The sequence below is a fragment of the Pseudomonas silensiensis genome (assembly GCF_050434865.1).
GTDB classification, from domain to species: domain Bacteria; phylum Pseudomonadota; class Gammaproteobacteria; order Pseudomonadales; family Pseudomonadaceae; genus Aquipseudomonas; species Aquipseudomonas fluorescens_W.
Window position 1 is genome coordinate 1 of sequence record NZ_JBNDJH010000007.1, and the last position, 17,469, is coordinate 17,469.

The 17,469-nt window shown below is 60.8% G+C and carries 17 protein-coding genes; 9 read left to right on the forward strand and 8 right to left on the reverse strand.

Annotation, left to right across the window (positions count from 1 at the left end; all coding sequences use genetic code 11):
• Positions 1-229 precede the first annotated feature (229 nt).
• A complete protein-coding gene (locus QF010_RS12025; RefSeq protein WP_033059733.1) occupies positions 230-1,798 on the forward strand; it encodes a SulP family inorganic anion transporter in 1,569 nt (522 codons plus the stop codon).
• Positions 1,799-1,899: 101 nt separating this feature from the next.
• Here QF010_RS12025 and aroE read toward each other — a convergent pair whose 3' ends face one another.
• Positions 1,900-2,721 (reverse strand): shikimate dehydrogenase, encoded by an 822-nt coding sequence (aroE, locus tag QF010_RS12030; RefSeq protein ID WP_033059731.1) that lies wholly within the window; start codon positions 2,719-2,721, stop codon positions 1,900-1,902.
• A 13-nt stretch (positions 2,722-2,734) separates the two neighbouring features.
• On the reverse strand, positions 2,735-3,649 hold the full coding sequence (gene hemF / locus QF010_RS12035) for an oxygen-dependent coproporphyrinogen oxidase (RefSeq protein WP_033059730.1): 915 nt from the start codon (positions 3,647-3,649) through the stop codon (positions 2,735-2,737).
• 178 nt (positions 3,650-3,827) lie between these two features.
• Here hemF and QF010_RS12040 point away from each other — a divergent pair, with 178 nt between their 5' ends.
• Entirely contained in the window at positions 3,828-4,805 is a 978-nt protein-coding gene (locus QF010_RS12040; protein WP_429533188.1) for an NADPH:quinone reductase, read from the forward strand.
• 105 nt (positions 4,806-4,910) lie between these two features.
• Here the strand turns inward: QF010_RS12040 and tsaC are convergent, their stop codons facing one another.
• From tsaC to QF010_RS12055, 3 genes are all read right to left on the reverse strand, one after another.
• Positions 4,911-5,468 (reverse strand): L-threonylcarbamoyladenylate synthase type 1 TsaC, encoded by a 558-nt coding sequence (tsaC, locus tag QF010_RS12045; RefSeq protein ID WP_033059726.1) that lies wholly within the window; start codon positions 5,466-5,468, stop codon positions 4,911-4,913.
• Positions 5,469-5,522: 54 nt separating this feature from the next.
• Complete coding sequence (gene dprA / locus QF010_RS12050; protein WP_429533189.1) at positions 5,523-6,623, reverse strand: DNA-processing protein DprA; 1,101 nt, start codon at positions 6,621-6,623, stop codon at positions 5,523-5,525.
• Between the two features lie 80 nt (positions 6,624-6,703).
• Complete coding sequence (locus QF010_RS12055) at positions 6,704-7,729, reverse strand: LysM peptidoglycan-binding domain-containing protein (RefSeq protein ID WP_033059722.1); 1,026 nt, start codon at positions 7,727-7,729, stop codon at positions 6,704-6,706.
• 172 nt (positions 7,730-7,901) lie between these two features.
• On the opposite strand from QF010_RS12055, the gene def reads away from it, so the two are divergent.
• The 5 genes from def (at position 7,902) to QF010_RS12080 (ending at position 12,584) form a co-directional block, all read left to right on the forward strand.
• Entirely contained in the window at positions 7,902-8,408 is a 507-nt protein-coding gene (gene def, locus QF010_RS12060) for a peptide deformylase (RefSeq protein ID WP_033059720.1), read from the forward strand.
• 57 nt (positions 8,409-8,465) lie between these two features.
• Positions 8,466-9,425 carry a methionyl-tRNA formyltransferase gene (fmt, locus tag QF010_RS12065; RefSeq protein ID WP_429533190.1) on the forward strand — a complete coding sequence of 320 codons (960 nt, stop codon included), beginning with the start codon at positions 8,466-8,468 and terminating at the stop codon, positions 9,423-9,425.
• On the forward strand, positions 9,422-10,732 hold the full coding sequence (gene rsmB, locus QF010_RS12070; RefSeq protein ID WP_033059715.1) for a 16S rRNA (cytosine(967)-C(5))-methyltransferase RsmB: 1,311 nt from the start codon (positions 9,422-9,424) through the stop codon (positions 10,730-10,732). Before fmt ends, rsmB begins: the two co-directional genes overlap by 4 nt.
• Before the next feature lie 22 nt (positions 10,733-10,754).
• Positions 10,755-12,128, forward strand: a complete 1,374-nt coding sequence (gene trkA, locus QF010_RS12075; protein ID WP_033059713.1) for a Trk system potassium transporter TrkA — start codon at positions 10,755-10,757, stop codon at positions 12,126-12,128.
• 141 nt (positions 12,129-12,269) lie between these two features.
• Positions 12,270-12,584 carry a tetratricopeptide repeat protein gene (locus QF010_RS12080; RefSeq protein ID WP_429533191.1) on the forward strand — a complete coding sequence of 105 codons (315 nt, stop codon included), beginning with the start codon at positions 12,270-12,272 and terminating at the stop codon, positions 12,582-12,584.
• Here the strand turns inward: QF010_RS12080 and QF010_RS12085 are convergent, their stop codons facing one another.
• The 3 genes from QF010_RS12085 to QF010_RS12095 form a co-directional block, all read right to left on the reverse strand.
• On the reverse strand, positions 12,585-12,824 hold the full coding sequence (locus QF010_RS12085; protein ID WP_033059710.1) for a PilZ domain-containing protein: 240 nt from the start codon (positions 12,822-12,824) through the stop codon (positions 12,585-12,587).
• Positions 12,825-12,895: 71 nt separating this feature from the next.
• Positions 12,896-13,783, reverse strand: a complete 888-nt coding sequence (locus QF010_RS12090) for a lysophospholipid acyltransferase (protein WP_429511475.1) — start codon at positions 13,781-13,783, stop codon at positions 12,896-12,898.
• Positions 13,784-13,823: 40 nt separating this feature from the next.
• Positions 13,824-14,381 (reverse strand): DNA-3-methyladenine glycosylase I, encoded by a 558-nt coding sequence (locus QF010_RS12095; protein WP_429533192.1) that lies wholly within the window; start codon positions 14,379-14,381, stop codon positions 13,824-13,826.
• An 81-nt stretch (positions 14,382-14,462) separates the two neighbouring features.
• Between QF010_RS12095 and glyQ the strand changes: the two genes are divergently transcribed.
• Together glyQ and glyS are read left to right on the forward strand one after the other, a co-directional pair.
• The gene (gene glyQ / locus QF010_RS12100) at positions 14,463-15,416 is read left to right on the forward strand and encodes a glycine--tRNA ligase subunit alpha (protein ID WP_003213601.1); all 954 of its coding nucleotides are present in this window, start codon (positions 14,463-14,465) and stop codon (positions 15,414-15,416) included.
• Complete coding sequence (gene glyS / locus QF010_RS12105; RefSeq protein WP_033059705.1) at positions 15,413-17,467, forward strand: glycine--tRNA ligase subunit beta; 2,055 nt, start codon at positions 15,413-15,415, stop codon at positions 17,465-17,467. The genes glyQ and glyS overlap by 4 nt, the downstream gene beginning before the upstream one ends.
• The last annotated feature ends 2 nt before the right edge of the window (positions 17,468-17,469 follow it).

Below are 17,469 nucleotides of genomic sequence, written 5' to 3' on the forward strand. Positions count from 1 at the left end.
AACTGGATTCGGCCTCATCAATTCAACGATGGGTTGGCACCAGCGCAGGCCGAGGAAAAACTTAACGTCGTGTCCGGGATTAGTTGACCACTACAGGTCGCAGGATTTCTTGCCATCACCTCGGTCAGTCCCCTCTACCCTCTGGGGAGAGGGTTAGGGTGAGGGGTGGATTCATCTGACACCCCTCACACCCTGCTACCCTTGCCCAAACCCCCACCCGAGAGGACCCATGGCCTTCCCAAGCCGCCATTCGCTCTTCCCCTTCCTCAGCTGGATGCCCCGGCAAACCCGCGCCAGCGTCGGTCGTGACCTGATCGTCGGCCTTAGCGGTGCGATTCTCGCGTTGCCGCAATCCATTGCCTACGCGCTGATCGCCGGTCTCCCACCTGAATACGGTCTGTACGCGGCGATTATCCCGGTGCTGATCGCCTGTCTCTGGGGTTCTTCGTGGCACCTGATCTGCGGTCCTACGGCGGCGATTTCCATTGTCTTGTACGCCAGCGTCAGTCCGCTGGCCGTTCCGGCGTCAGAGGACTACGTCACCCTGATCCTGTTGCTGACACTGCTTGCCGGCATTTTCCAGTGGCTGCTCGGTTTGCTGCGCTTCGGCGCCTTGGTGAATTTCGTCTCGCACTCGGTGGTGCTGGGTTTCACCCTTGGCGCGGCGGTGGTGATTGCCATCGGCCAACTGCCGAATCTGTTGGGGCTGGAGTTGCCCAACCAGGCAACAGCGCTGAACAGTTTGATGATGCTCTTCAGTCATCTCGGCGAAGTGGATAAACCGTCGCTAATGCTAGGCCTGGCGACAGTCGTCGTGGGCGTGATCCTGAAATTGCTCCTGCCGCGTTGGCCAACGCTGTTGATGACCCTGGCGCTGAGCGGATTGCTGGTCTGGCTCTGGCCATCGATGTTCGGCCATGTGAGGTTGGTCAGCGCGTTTGTCGGGCGGCTGCCGCCCTTCAGTCCGCTGCCGCTGGATCTGGACCTGATTCTGCGCTTGCTACCCAGCGCGGTGGCAGTGGGCATGCTCGGGCTGGTCACCAGCTTGTCGATTGCCCGATCCTTGTCGGCCCGCTCCCAGCAGTTGCTCGACGCCAACCAAGAGGTCCGCGCCCAGGGTTTATCGAACATGGTCGGAGCGTTTTTTTCCGGCTCGCTGTCAGCCGGTTCCTTCACCCGCTCGGGCCTGAGCTACGAAGCGGGTGCCTGTTCGCCGATGGCCGGCGTTTTTTCGGCATTGTGGGTGGCACTATTCGCCATCTTCGGCGCGAATTTGATCGCGCACATTCCGATCCCGGCCATGGCCGGCAGCATTTTGTTGATCGCCTGGGGGCTGGTGGATCATCGCGGCATTCGCGCGTTATTGCGGGTCAGCCGCGCCGAGTTCCTGGTCATGGCGCTGACCTGTGTCGCCACGCTGCTGCTGGAATTGCAGACCGCGATCTACGCCGGGGTGCTGGCTTCGCTGTTCTTCTACCTCAAACGCACCTCGCAACCGCGGGTCCAGCATTGGCGGGATGGGGATGAAGACATTTTGCGGGTTGGCGGTTCGATCTTTTTTGGCGCCAGCCATTACCTGCAAGTACGCCTGCAGCGGATGCACGGCGCGCGCGTGGTGATCGAAGCGCAGCAGATCAACTTCATCGACTATTCAGGCGTGGAGATGCTGCATCAGGAAGCGCGACGGCTATTGCGCCAGAATCGCAGCCTGACCCTGCGACGGGCACGGCCGCAGGTGGTGGAAGAGTTGAGGAAACTGGAAGGGGCGGAGAAGTGCCCGATCCGGTTTGAGGACTGATCCGAAATCGGTGTCGCGGCCATTCGCGAGCAAGCCCGCTCCCACATTAGATCTGTGGCGTTCACAAAACCAATGTGGGAGCGGGCTTGCTCGCGAAGCTTTTAAAGGGCCAACTGCCGGCGAAGTTCGGCGAGCACCGGCGCCGTATCCGGGCGCACCCCGCGCCATAGGAAGAAGGCTTCTGCCGCTTGTTCAGCGAGCATCCCCAAACCATCCATCGACACCGCCGCGCCATGTTCACTGGCCCAACGGCAGAACGACGTCGGCTCCTTGCCGTACATCATGTCGTAGCACACCGTTTTGCCCGGCTCGATCAAACTGCTGGCAATCGGCGGTACATCCCCTGACAGACTGGCGGACGTCGCGTTGATGATCAGGTCCACCGACTCCTTCAACCAATCGAAACCACTGGCCGACACCGGCCCCAGGTCTGCGAACAATTCCGCCAGCAATTCGGCTTTTTCCACCGTGCGGTTGGCGATGATCACCGAGGCGGGTTGCTCGGCCAGCAACGGCTCCAGCGCACCGCGCACCGCGCCGCCAGCACCGAGCAGCAGGATGCGTTTGCCCTTGAGGCTGAAACCGGCGTTAACCGTCAGGTCTCGCACCAGTCCGGCACCATCGGTGTTATCGCCCAGCAGGCTGCCATCGGCCAGTTTGCTCAACGTGTTCACCGCACCAGCCCGCTGCGCCCGCGCCGTCAGACTGTTCGCCAGACGATAGGCCTCTTCCTTGAATGGCACCGTCACGTTCGCCCCGCGACCTTCGAGGAAAAACGTCCGGGCGCAGGTGGAAAAATCGTCGAGGGGCGCCAGCAACGTGCTGTAGTCGAGTTTTTGAGCCGTCTGCTCGGCGAACAGACGGTGGATCAGCGGCGACTTGCTGTGGCCAATCGGGTTACCGAATACGACGTAACGGTCCATCAGGATTCCTCGTTCAGGCCTTGGCCAACCAATCGCGGTCTTGCAGGAAGTACTCGGTCAGCCGTGCTTCTTCGCTGCCCGGCTCGGCTTTCCAGTCGTAGCTCCAGCGTACTTGCGGCGGTAGAGACATCAGGATCGACTCGGTACGCCCGCCCGATTGCAGACCGAACAGCGTACCGCGGTCGTAGACCAGGTTGAATTCAACGTAGCGCCCACGGCGGAATTCCTGGAATTCACGCTGTTTAGCGGTAAACGCATCATTTTTGCGGCGCTGCACGATCGGCAGGTAGGCGTCGATGAACGCATCACCGATGGCGCGCATGAAGGCGAAGCTGGTGTCGAAGTCCCACTCGTTCAAGTCATCGAAGAACAGGCCGCCGATACCGCGCGGCTCGTGGCGATGCTTGATGTGGAAGTAGCTGTCACACCAGGCCTTGTAGCGCGAGTAAACGTCCGGACCGAACGGCGCGCAGGCTTGCTCGGCGACGCGGTGCCAGTGCACGCAGTCTTCTTCATTGCCGTAATAAGGGGTCAGGTCGAAGCCACCGCCGAACCACCAGACCGGTTCTTCGCCTTCTTTTTCAGCGATGAAGAAGCGTACGTTGGCGTGGGACGTCGGCACATACGGGTTGTGCGGGTGAATAACCAAAGACACGCCAAGCGCTTCAAAGCCACGGCCGGCTAGTTCTGGCCGATGAGCGCTGGCGGAGGGTGGGAGACCGCTGCCGAAGACGTGGGAAAAGTTGACGCCGCCCTTTTCGATAACCGCGCCGTTTTCGATCACCCGGGTGCGACCGCCACCGCCGGCAGGTCGGGTCCAGGCGTCTTCGACGAACTGCGTGCCGCCGTCTTCAGCTTCGAGGGCCGCGCAAATGCGGTCTTGCAGGTCGAGCAGGTAGGCTTTTACGGCCTCGGTGCGGGTCGTCATGTCATCACCTTGAATCGGGCAAAGCTACGCGGCGCTCCATGGGAGCAGGGCCGGCGCAAATGGGCGCGTAGCATAACATTGCAGATGGGCCTGCCGCAGTTGACGAAGATCAAGCATGGGAGTTCGATAGGGAGCTTCGCGCTACAACTCCAGTAGCCAAGACCTAAGGAGAGTTCTGATGGCTAAGCGTATCCAGTTCCGCGCTCATGGCGGCCCCGAAGTGCTCGAGTATGTTGACTACCAACCCGCCGAGCCCGGTCCGCAGCAGGTTCGCGTGACCAACAAGGCCATCGGCCTGAATTTCATCGACACCTATTACCGCAGCGGCCTCTATGCGCCGCCAGCCCTGCCATCCGGCCTGGGCTCGGAAGGCGCGGGCGTGGTCGAGGCGGTGGGCAGTCAAGTCACCCGGTTCAAAGTGGGTGATCGCGTGGCGTATGGCAGCGGTCCATTGGGCGCTTACAGCGATATTCACGTGTTACCGGAGGCCAATCTGGTCCTTCTGCCGGACGCGATCAGCTTCGAACAGGCCGCTGGCGTAATGCTCAAGGGCCTGACCGTGCAGTACCTGCTGCGTCAGACCTATGAACTCAAGGGTGGCGAAACCATCCTGTTTCACGCTGCTGCGGGTGGCGTCGGTTCCCTGGCTTGCCAATGGGCCAAGGCCTTGGGCGTGAAGTTGATCGGTACGGTCAGCTCACCGGAGAAAGCCGCACTGGCCAAGGCCAACGGCGCTTGGGCGACCATCGACTACAGCCATGAAAACGTCGCACAGCGCGTACTGGAATTGACTGACGGGAAAAAAGTCCCGGTGGTGTACGACGGCGTGGGCAAGGACACGTGGCTGACTTCGCTTGATAGCACGGCGCCTCGCGGTCTGGTGGTGAGCTTCGGCAATGCGTCGGGCGCGGTAGACGGGGTGAACCTGGGCATTCTGTCGGCGAAGGGTTCGTTGTACGTGACCCGGCCTACGCTCGCGACTTACGCCAACAACGCCGAGAACCTGCAACGTATGGCGGATGAGCTGTTCGAGATGATCATCAGTGGCAAGCTGAAGGTGGACATCAGCCAGCGGTATCCACTGGCTGATGCAGCGAAGGCGCAGACCGAGTTGTCGGCGCGGCGCACGACGGGTTCGACTGTTTTGTTGCCTTGAGGACGCCTTCGCGAGCAAACCCGCTCCCACATTTAACCTCATTCCTCTGAGGAAACTCGGTCAACTGTGGGAGCGGGCTTGCTCGCGAATAGCCGCACCTCGGTCTTAATCCGGGCGGATGACGTTGCCCGTCGCCACATCGCGAATCACGCTCGGATTCTTGCGCCCACCCAGATTCCCGCCCAACACGTAATCCACCTGCCCACGGAAATACTGCTCGACGCGAATCCGCGTCCGCGCCGCCGGTTGGCCCTGCGGGTTGGCCGACGTTGAAACCAACGGCCCGACCACCGCGCACAAATCCCGCACCAACGGGTGATCGCTGACCCGCAGCGCCACCGTTTCATGCACGCCGGTAATCCACTGCGGCAACATATTCTGATGCGGCACCAGCCAGGTGTTCGGCCCTGGCCAGGTGCTGGCCATGCGATCCATCCACAATTCAGGAAAGTCTTCGAAGAGGAAGTCGAACTGGCGAATGTTGTCGGCCACCAGAATCAACCCTTTTTCCACCGACCGCCCCTTGATCGCCAGCAGACGATAGACCGCTTCTTCGTCCCACGGGTCGCAACCCAGGCCCCAGACGGCTTCGGTTGGGTAGGCAATCACCGCGCCTGCGCGAATGGCTCGTGCGGCTTGTTGCACACGCCAACTGTTAACCATGAAAAACTCTCCGGAATAAGGCTCTGCGCAGTTTACCGATCTTCCTTATAAAACCTAGCTCACCCGTGCAAACCAGCGCCCGCTTTCGCAGACCGCCCGGCCGTCCATTTCCAGTTCCGTCAGTGCCGCCAGCACTTTCGGCAAGGCCCAGCCGCTGGTGGCGGACAACGCTTCACTGGTGTGCGGCGCGGCATGCAGCAGCATGAGCAACGGATGTGTCACCGCGGGTGTCGCTGTGGATAACGGCAACTGCTGCCAGCCGCGCAACGCTTCGAGGATATGCTCGATGGTTTCCACCAGCACTGCACCGTCGCGGATCAGCTGATGACAACCCTTTGCACCAGGGTGGTGGATCGACCCTGGAATCGCATACACCTCGCGTCCTTGTTCCGCCGCCAGCCTCGCGGTGATCAGTGAACCGCTGGCGACACTCGCCTCGACCACCAGCACGCCCAGGGATAAACCGCTGATGATCCGATTGCGCCGGGGGAAGTTACTGGCGGTCGGCCCCGCGTCCAGCGGGAACTCCGAAAGCACTGCGCTGCCCGAGGCGATCATCGCGTCTGCGAGCCGTCGATTGCGCTGTGGATAAAACTTTTCAAGTCCCGTGCCAAGTACACCGACCGTTCGCCCGCCCACGTCCAAAGCGGCTTGATGCGCGGCGGCATCGATGCCCAGCGCCAGACCGCTGGTAATGACAAAACCGGCGCCGGCCAAACTGCGGGAAAATGCGGCAGCAGTGTCCATACCCGGCCGCGAAGCGCGACGGCTGCCGACCATCGCCAACTGCGGTTTTTCCAGAATGCCGGGATCGCCCGCCACGAATAACAGCGGCGGCGCATCACTGATTTCCGCCAGCAACGCGGGGTACTCAGGCTGGTCCCACATCAGTAAATGCTGGCCCGGACGCTCTAACCAGGCCAATGCATGGCTCGCGCCATCACGGATTTCACTCGAGCGCCTGGCCTCTGCGCAAGCGAGGGGTAAACCCAGCGAGCGCCAGGCACTGGCCGGCGCGCTGATCGCCTTGGACGCCGAGCCGAAGGCCTCAAGCAATTTCTTGAAACGTGCTGGCCCGAGTTCTGGCAGGCGATGCAAACGTAAACGAGCTTCCAGTTCCGCAGGGGAAACCGGTGCAAAAGCAGACAGCGACATGGATCATCCTTGATCGTTATGAGCCCCGTTCAAACGGGAATAAGCTGTGGATAACTCTGTTGGTAACTTGTGGAGGCTGCTTATGGATTTCGCACCTTGTCCAGCACCGCCAACGAGCGCGAGGCGTAGAGCACCAGCCCGTAGCTGAGCTTGTCGTAGGTGCGGAATACCATCAGCAGACCGGCACGCTCATCGGGGATTTTCAGTGGCTGACCGGTGATCCGGTCACGCACGGTTTCGCCGGTTTTCATCACCACCAACACATTGCCTTCGGCCAGGCCATCACGCTGGCCCTTGTTCAGCGTGACCACGTCCATCGCGCCAATCTGGGTCACCCCGCGCGGCACATCGATGATCAAGCCCGAGACAGGCGTTTTCGGTGCACTGGGCATGAAGGTCGAGTTGATGGATCGTTCTTCACCGCTGAACAAGCGGTCACCGAGTCGAACCTCCTGGGTAGTGCGTTGCAGGGCGAGGGTGGCGACATCGCCTTCAGTGGCGACTATCTCGCCGCCGCCGATGTCGTCGGCATTGATCCCCAGGAACTCCTTGGTCTCGGGGTCGGTATAGACCTTGCCTTGACGGAAGATGCCGTAGACCGGCTGGTTCGGGTCGAAATGGCCACGGGCGAAGATGCGGTCACCCGTGCCGCTGAGTACGCGTTCGGCATCTCCGGCGACGATGTAGGGCGCCTTGTCGAAATCCTCGACTTTGTCGACGATGCGGTTGCTCAGCAGAAAACTGTTGATTGATCGCAGCGGAATGCTCGGAATCGCATCGGCCACCGCCGAGCTGCGCACCCGTGGCGAAAGCTTGATGGTGCCCCGGGAAGCGCCGCGATTGAGGGTCAGGCGCGGCTGGCCATTGACGTAGACCAGCGTCAACGAATCCCCGGGATAGATGAGATTGGGGTTTTCGATCTGTGGATTGGCTTGCCAGAGCTCCGGCCACTTCCACGGCTCTTGGAGGTATTTTCCCGATATGTCCCAGAGTGTGTCACCCGATACCACGGTGTATTGCTGTGGAAAACCTTCCTTGAGTTGCACTTGCCCGTGCGCCAAACCGGCCGAGGCCAGAAGGAGCAAGGCGAGTAGTGATTTCCTCATGCGGTGAATCCCTTTATTATGTGCATTCGCGTAGAACGCCAGAGCCCTCGTGGCTCGCTCCCGACTCTTAACCAAAAAGAGAAGGAAGCTACGTTTTACAACGGTAGCCTGCATCTTCGGACCCGCCAGGCCATCGACCCGACATTACCTCAAACGTGCAGCAATTAAGCTTATGGCCATTTTAGACATCCTCGAATTCCCCGATTCGCGCCTGCGCACTATCGCCAAACCTGTGGCTGTAGTGGACGACGAAGTGCGTCAGTTGGTCGATGACATGTTTGAAACAATGTATGAAGCGCCAGGCATCGGCCTCGCCGCGACCCAGGTCAACGTGCACAAACGTATCGTCGTGATGGACCTCTCCGAAGACCGCAGCGAACCACGGGTGTTCATCAACCCCGAGTTCGAAACCCTGACCGACGAGATGGAGCAATATCAGGAAGGCTGCCTCTCGGTGCCGGGCTTCTACGAAAACGTCGATCGCCCACAGAAGGTCAAAATCAAGGCCCAGGACCGCGACGGCCAGCCTTACGAACTGATCGCCGAAGGACTGCTCGCCGTGTGCATCCAGCATGAATGCGACCACCTGAATGGCAAATTGTTCGTCGACTACCTGTCCAATCTCAAACGCGACCGAATCAAGAAGAAACTGGAAAAGCTCCATCGCCAGAACGCTTGATGCCCTCCTTTCAAAGGCTTGCTGCGGCAAGCCTTTTTCTTTTGCGAGACCTTTTGAATGACTGAGCCACTGCGCATCGTCTTTGCCGGCACCCCGGAATTCGCCGCCGAACACCTCAAGGCCCTGCTCGACAGCCCTTACGAGATCGTCGCGGTCTACACCCAACCGGACCGTCCGGCGGGTCGCGGGCAAAAGTTGATGCCAAGCCCGGTCAAGCAGTTGGCTCTGGAAAACAACATTCCTGTGATGCAACCGCCAACCCTGCGCAACGAAGACGCTCAGGCTGAACTGGCCGCGCTCAAGCCGGACCTGCTGGTGGTGGTCGCCTACGGCCTGATCCTGCCGCAAGTGGTGCTGGATATTCCGCGCCTGGGTTGCATCAACAGCCACGCCTCGCTGTTGCCACGCTGGCGCGGTGCGGCGCCGATCCAGCGCGCCGTCGAAGCGGGCGACAGCGAAAGCGGCGTGACCGTGATGCGCATGGAACTGGGCCTCGACACCGGGCCGATGCTGCTGAAAGTCACCACGCCGATCTCCGGTGAAGACACCGGCGGCAGCCTCCACGACCGTCTGGCGGAAATGGGCCCGCCAGCGGTGATTCAGGCGATTGCCGGCCTCGCTGCGGGCACTTTGGTAGGCGAAGTGCAGGACGACAGCCTTGCCACTTATGCTCACAAATTGAACAAAGATGAAGCGCGCATCGACTGGAGTCGTCCGGCGGTTGAGCTGGAACGCCTGGTTCGAGCCTTCAACCCATGGCCGATCTGCCACAGCACGCTGAATGGCGAAGCATTGAAGGTGCTGGCCGCCAGCCTCGCTGAAGGGCAGGGCGCTCCCGGTGAAATCCTCAGTGCCAGCAAGGATGGGTTGATCGTCGCGTGCGGTGAGCAAGCCCTGTGTCTGACTCGTCTGCAATTGCCCGGCGGCAAGGCGCTGAACTTCAGCGACTTGTTCAACAGCCGTCGTGAGAAATTCGCCGTCGGCACCGTTCTCGGGCAAGCGGCGGGCGCTCAATGAATCCACGTCTGGCCGCCGCCAAGGCACTTGCTGCTGTTCTTAACGGAAAAGCCTCACTCAACAGTTCCCTGCCGACACAAATGGACAAGGTTGAAGACCGCGATCGCGGCTTCACCCAGGACCTGGCGTTCGGTACCGCGCGCTGGCAGCCACGTTTGTCGGCGCTGGCGGCCAAGTTGCTGCAGAAGCCGTTCAAGGCAGCCGACGCCGATGTCGAAGCGCTGTTGCTGGTCGGTCTCTACCAATTGCTCTACACACGGGTTCCAGCCCATGCCGCCATCGGTGAAACCGTGGGTTGCGCCGACAAGCTGAAAAAGCCCTGGGCCAAGGCCTTGCTCAACGCCGTGCTGCGCCGCGCCCAGCGCGAAAGCGAAGCGCTGCTGGCCGAACTGGAACACGATCCAGTGGTGCGCACTGCCCACCCGCGCTGGCTGCAAAAATCCCTGAAAGCCTTCTGGCCGGAACAGTGGGAAGCCATTTGCGCGGCGAACAACGCGCATCCGCCGATGATCCTGCGGGTCAACCGTCGTCATCACAGCCGCGGTGCTTACCTCGGATTGCTGACCGACGCCGGCATCGCCGCCACGCCATGCGTTTACAGTCAGGACGGCATCATTCTCGACGCCGCCGCCGATGTGCGCAGCTTGCCGGGTTTTGCCGAAGGCTGGATCAGCGTGCAGGACGAAGCCGCGCAACTGGCCGCCGATCTGCTCGACCTGGCTCCGGGCCAACGGGTGCTGGACGCCTGCTGCGCACCGGGCGGCAAGACCTGCCACATCCTTGAAGCCGAGCCGGCACTCGCCGGCGTGGTCGCGGTGGACCTGGAAGCCAAGCGTCTGGTGCGAGTGCGGGAAAACCTCGCACGCCTGGGCCTGAGCGCCGAACTGATCGCCGCCGACGGCCGCGACACCGCCACCTGGTGGGACGGCAAACCGTTCCAGCGCATTCTGCTGGACGCGCCGTGCTCGGCCACCGGGGTGATTCGTCGTCACCCGGACATCAAGCTGACTCGCCAACCCGACGACATCGCCGCACTCGCGGTGCTCCAGGGCGAACTGCTCGATGCCATGTGGATAACGTTGGAGGTCGGCGGCATCCTGCTTTACGCCACCTGCTCCACGCTGCCGACCGAGAACACCGAAGTCATCGAAGCCTTCCTCGCTCGCACGCCGGGCGCCCGTGAACTGGACCTCGCCACTCAAGCCGGTATCAAGCAACCTCACGGTCGCCAACTGCTGGCCCAGGAAGGCGGCCACGACGGGTTCTACTACGCCAAGCTGATCAAGATCGCCGCCGCGCGCGGTTAATGGGTTTTAAGGGAGTGACTGGATGAAAATCATCATCCTCGGCGCAGGGCAGGTCGGCGGTTCGCTGGCAGAACACTTGGCCAGCGAGGCCAACGACATCACCGTGGTCGACACCGACGGCGAACGCCTGCGCGACCTCGGCGATCGGCTGGACATCCGCACCGTGCAGGGCCGCGGTTCGCTGCCGACGGTGCTGCGTCAGGCCGGCGCGGACGACGCCGACATGCTGGTGGCGGTGACCAACAGCGACGAAACCAACATGGTTGCCTGCCAGGTTGCCCACACCCTGTTCCACACCCCGACCAAAATCGCCCGGGTGCGTGAAGCCGCCTACCTGACTCGCTCCGAGCTGTTCGACAATGACGCGATTCCGGTGGACGTGCTGATCAGCCCGGAGCAAGTGGTCACCAATTACATCAAGCGCCTGATCCAGCATCCGGGCGCCTTGCAGGTGATCGATTTCGCCGAAGGCAAAGCCCAATTGGTGGCGGTCAAGGCGTACTACGGCGGCCCGCTGGTGGGTCAGCAACTGCGTCAGTTGCGTGAACACATGCCAAATGTCGAAACCCGTGTGGCGGCGATTTTCCGTCGTGATCGGCCGATCCTGCCGCAGGGCGATACGGTGATCGAGGCAGACGACGAAGTCTTTTTCATCGCCGCCAAGGCGAATATTCGCGCCGTGATGAGCGAAATGCGCCGCCTCGATGAGAGCTACAAACGCATCGTCATCGCGGGCGGCGGGCAGATCGGTGAGCGTCTGGCCGAGGCCATCGAAAGCCGTTACCAAGTGAAGATCATCGAGATGAACCCGGCCCGCTGCCGTCATCTCTCGGACACCCTCGACAGCACCGTGGTGTTGCAGGGCAGTGCCTCCGACCGCGACTTGCTGATGGAAGAGAACATCGCCGACGCTGACCTTTTCCTGGCCCTGACCAACGACGACGAAGCCAACATCATGTCGTCGCTACTGGCCAAGCGCCTGGGTGCGAAGAAGGTGATGACCATCATCAACAACCCGGCCTACGTCGACCTGATCCAGGGCGGCGACATCGACATCGCTATCAGCCCGCAATTGGCGACCATCGGTACTTTGCTGGCCCACGTGCGCCGTGGCGATATTGTCAGTGTGCACTCATTGCGTCGGGGCGCGGCGGAAGCCATCGAGGCGATTGCCCACGGTGACGCGAAGTCGAGCAAGGTCATCGGCAAGGCCATTGAGAACATTGGCCTGCCACCGGGAACCACGATTGGCGCGATCATCCGTGACGAAGAAGTGATCATTGCCCACGACGACACCGTTATCGCGGCGGGCGACCATGTGATTCTGTTCCTTGTGGATAAAAAGCATATTCGGGATGTGGAAAAGCTGTTTCATGTGGGACTGAGCTTTTTCTGATCCGAGGGCCTCTTCGCGGGCAAGCCTCGCTCCTACAGGTCCGAGTCGTACACATAATTGGCGAATGACCCAAAACCGTAGGAGCGAGGCTTGCCCGCGAAGGCAATTTCGAACTCCACACATAAACGAAGGTGTTGCCCGATGCTCGAATCCCTGGAAAAAATGCTCGCCAAGGGTATGGATAACTCATTGCTGCGCTTCGGGCTGGGCAAGGGTTATCTGGACCTTGGGGAATACGCCAAGGCCGCTGAGCATTTCCAGCGTTGTGTCGAATTTGATCCGAAGTATTCAGCGGCCTGGAAGCTATTGGGCAAGGCCCATCTGGGGCTGAAGGATTTCGCGTCCGCGCGTCAGGCGTGGGAACAGGGCCTGGAAGCCGCTCGCGCCCATGGCGACAAGCAGGCCGAAAAGGAAATGACCGTGTTTCTGAAGAAGCTTGAGCGTCAGGCTCACTGATCAGAGGTAGCGCAGGCCAATGCCCTCTGCATCCACCAGCACCACTTCCATGCGCACCCGCGGCGCGCTTGTGGGTAAGTCCTGCACCTGACCGTACACCACCGCGCCCTTGGGCAAGGTCGACAGACCCGGATGCTTGACGTAGACGCCTGTCGTCGACAGGTTACGCGTCTGGCCCAGGCATTCGCCGAAGCTGTGGTGACTGATCTTGATACGAAATGATTTGCGGTGTTCGGACATCTTCTGCGCCCTTTATTGAACGGTTGTGGATAACCCTGGCCCTGGGTTATCCACAGATCATGCCAATCGACTCAGTACCAGCGTTCTTCACCTGGCGGGCGCTTCTTGAAGCGTTTCATGCTCCACATGTATTGGCTCGGATACGCCCGCACATAGCGCTCGACCACTTGGCTCATAGCCGCACAGGAGGTCTCTGTATCGGTGCTGTACATGGCCTCTGGAGCAGCTTCGAGGATCACTTTGTAACCCGAACCGTCCGGCAGCCGCAGCGCATGCAGGAATACGCCGACCGCTTTGCCGCCGGCGAGCATGTTCGGTACGAACTTGCTGGTCAGGGCCTGGGTGGCGAAGAACGGTACGAAGATCCCGGCGGACTCGGACGGTTCCGGGTCAGCGGGAATGCCCACTGCACCACCTTTGCGCACTTCCTTGATAACACTGAGGATCCCTTCCTTGGTGGAAGCGGCTACCCGATTACCTAATTGCACCCGTTGCTGGCGCAGCAAATCATCCACAGCCTTCAGCTTTGGCGGACGATAGAAGATGATCGGTTTGCACTGGTTGCAATAGAAGTGGTTCAACACTTCCCAGTTGCCCAAGTGGCTGGTGATACCGACGACCCCTTTGCCGGAGGCGAGGGCGTCCCTCAATACCTCAAGACCTTCGACTTCACGCACCAAATCGATGGAGCGCTGGGCCGGCCAGATCCAGGCGCAGGCGCTTTCGGTCAGGGACTTGCCGATGTCTTTAAGGCTCTGACCGACCAGTTGCTCCCGCTCGGCCGCGTCCATGTCCGGGAAACACTTGGCGAGGTTGATCCGCACCACATCGCGGGAACGGTTGGGGGTTTTCCACATGAACCAGCCGATGGCCGAGCCCACTGCCTGCACTGCCCGCCACGGAAGCAGGGCAAACAGCCGCAGAGCGCCTACCAGCAAGGCGCCTTTAAACTTATCCACAGGTCACTCCTGATCTTGTGCTGTGCGCGAGGCGGCTATTCTAACCGCCGTTCGCCAGCTCCGCGTAGCGATCGCAATCCTGGGTGTGGTCCATGACCATGCCCGAGGCCTGCATCAGCGCGTAACAAATGGTCGGGCCGACGAACGTGAAGCCGGCCTTTTTCAGGCCTTTGCTCATCTCCACGGCGGTCGGCGTCACGGCCGGCACTTCGCTGCAGTCCTTGAAATGGTTGATCACAGGCTTGCCGTCGACGAAGGACCAGAGAAACTCCACCGGATCCTCAAGCGCCAGCCAGGCCTGGGCATTGCGCCGGGCCGCGTTGAGTTTGAGGCGATTGCGAATGATGCCCGGATCGAGCATCAATTCATCGATTTCAGCGTCGCTCATCTGCGCCACGCGCTGTACGTCAAAGCCGAACATTACCTGACGATAGTGCTCGCGTTTACGCAGCACGGTGATCCAGGAAAGGCCGGCCTGGAACCCTTCGAGCAAAAGCAACTCGAACAATCCCTGCGCATCGCGTAGCGGCGTACCCCACTCCTGATCGTGATAAGCCATGTACAGCGGATCTTCGGAACACCAAAAGCAGCGTGGCATAAGGCTCCAGGGGGCGTGCGCAGGACCGAATCGGGTATACTCCCGCTCTTTAAATCGCAGCCCAAGAAACAGGTGAATTTCGTGAGCCAGCCTACGCCAGCCGTGCGTACCTTCCAAGACTTGATCCTCGCCCTCCAGCAATACTGGGCCGAGCAAGGTTGTGTGGTACTTCAGCCCTACGATATGGAAGTAGGCGCCGGGACTTTCCACACTGCCACGTTTCTGCGCGCCATTGGCCCGGAAACCTGGAACGCCGCTTATGTGCAGCCCAGTCGTCGCCCGACTGACGGCCGCTACGGCGAAAACCCGAACCGTCTGCAGCACTACTACCAGTTCCAGGTCGTGCTGAAGCCGAACCCGGACAACTTCCAGGAACTGTACCTGGGCTCCCTCAAGCATGTCGGCCTGGACCCGCTGGTCCACGACATTCGTTTCGTTGAAGACAACTGGGAATCGCCGACCCTCGGCGCCTGGGGTCTGGGCTGGGAAGTCTGGCTCAACGGCATGGAAGTGACTCAGTTCACTTACTTCCAGCAAGCGGGCGGCATCGAGTGCTATCCGGTGACCGGCGAGATCACTTACGGTCTTGAGCGCCTGGCCATGTACCTGCAAGGCGTGGATTCGGTCTACGACCTGGTCTGGGCTGACGGTCCGTTCGGCAAAGTGACCTACGGCGACGTGTTCCACCAGAACGAAGTGGAGCAGTCGACCTACAACTTCGAACACGCCAACGTCGAAAAACTGTTCGAACTGTTCGATTTCTACGAAAGCGAAGCCAAGCGCCTGATCGAACTCGACCAGCCGCTGCCGTTGCCGAGCTACGAAATGGTGTTGAAGGCCTCCCACACCTTCAACCTGCTGGATGCGCGCCGGGCCATCTCGGTGACCGCGCGTCAGCAATACATTCTGCGTGTCCGCACCCTGGCGCGTTCCGTTGCGCAAGCCTACCTGCTGGCTCGCGCCAAGCTGGGCTTCCCGATGGCGACCCCGGATCTGCGTGACGAAGTGTTGGCTAAGCTGGAGGCTGCACAATGAGTGCTCAAGATTTTCTGGTTGAACTGGGCACCGAAGAACTGCCACCCAAAGCCCTGAACACCCTGGCCGACGCGTTCCTGGCCGGTATCGACAAGGGCCTGCAAGCCGCTGGCCTGAACTACGAGACCAAAACCGTCTACGCCGCGCCACGTCGTCTGGCTGTGCTGATCACCGATCTGGCGACTCAGCAGCCGGATCGCAGCATCAACCTCGATGGCCCGCCACGTCAGGCCGCGTTCGATGCCGAAGGCAACCCGACTCAAGCGGCATTGGGCTTCGCCAAGAAGTGCGGCGTCGACCTGAGCGAAATCGATCAGAGCGGTCCGAAACTGCGTTACAGCCAAAGCATCGCCGGTAAACCGACCGCGAGCCTGCTGCCAACCATCGTCGAAGATTCCCTGAACGACCTGCCGATTCCCAAGCGCATGCGCTGGGGTGCTCGCAAAGAAGAATTCGTTCGTCCGACCCAGTGGCTGGTGATGCTGCTCGGTGACCAGGTCATCGATTGCACGATCCTTGCCCAGAAGTCCGGCCGCGATTCCCGTGGTCACCGCTTCCACCACCCGGAAAGCGTACGCATCACCTCGCCGGCCAACTACTTGACCGACCTGCGTGCCGCTTACGTATTGGCCGATGCCAACGAGCGTCGCGAGCTGATCAGCAAGCGCATCGAAGAGCTGGCGACGATGCAGGAAGGCACGGCGATCGTTCCGCCAGCCCTGCTCGACGAAGTGGCCGCGCTGGTTGAATGGCCGGTGCCGCTGGTGTGCTCGTTCGAAGAGCGTTTCCTCGACGTGCCGCAAGAAGCCTTGATCACCACCATGCAGGACAACCAGAAGTATTTCTGCCTGCTGGATGCCGACGGCAAGTTGCTGCCACGTTTCATTACCGTGGCCAACATCGAAAGCAAAGACCCGCAACAGATCATCGCCGGTAACGAGAAAGTGGTTCGTCCACGCCTGACCGACGCCGAGTTCTTCTTCAAGCAAGACAAGAAGCAGAAACTCGAAGACTTCAACCTGCGCCTGCAGAACGTGGTGTTCCAGGAAAAACTCGGCAGCGTCTACGACAAGGCCGAGCGCGTTTCCAAACTCGCTGCGTTCATCGCTCAACGCATTGGCGGTAACGCCGCATGGGCTTCCCGTGCCGGCCTGCTGTCCAAGTGCGACCTGGCGACCGAGATGGTCGGTGAGTTCCCGGAGATGCAAGGCGTCGCCGGTTACTACTACGCCCTCAACGACGGCGAGCCGGAAGAAGTTGCACTGGCACTGAACGAGCAGTACATGCCGCGCGGTGCCGGCGCTGAACTGCCGACCACCCTGACCGGTGCGGCCGTGGCGATCGCGGACAAGCTCGACACGCTGGTGGGCATTTTCGGTATCGGCATGCTGCCAACCGGTAGCAAAGACCCGTACGCCTTGCGCCGTGCTGCGCTGGGTGTATTGCGCATCCTGATCGACAAGAAGCTCGACCTCGACCTGAACGACGCCGTGGCGTTTGCCGTGAATGCGTTCGGTACCAAGATCAAGGCTGCCGGCCTCAACGATTCGGTGCTGGAGTTCATCTTCGACCGTCTGCGTGCCCGTTACGAAGACGAAGGCGTTGATGTCGGAACGTACCTGTCGGTTCGTGCCCTGAAACCGGGTTCGGCGCTGGACTTCGATCAGCGCGTACAAGCGGTAGAAGCCTTCCGCAAATTGCCGGAAGCCGCTGCCCTGGCCGCCGTGAACAAGCGTGTTTCGAACTTGCTGAGCAAGGTCGAAGGCTCTGTTCCTTCGGTCGTGGAAGCCAAGTACTTCGACAACGCCAACGAGTTCTCCCTGTACTCGGCAATCCAGCAGGCTGACCAGGCTGTCCAGCCGATGGCCGCTGCGCGCCAGTACAGCGAATCGCTGGCACGTCTGGCTGCCTTGCGCGAGCCGGTGGACGCGTTCTTCGAAGCCGTAATGGTCAATGCGGAAGATGCCAAGGTCCGCGCCAACCGTTATGCGTTGCTGTCGCGTCTGCGTGGGCTGTTCCTCGGCGTCGCCGACATTTCGCTGCTGGGTTGAGG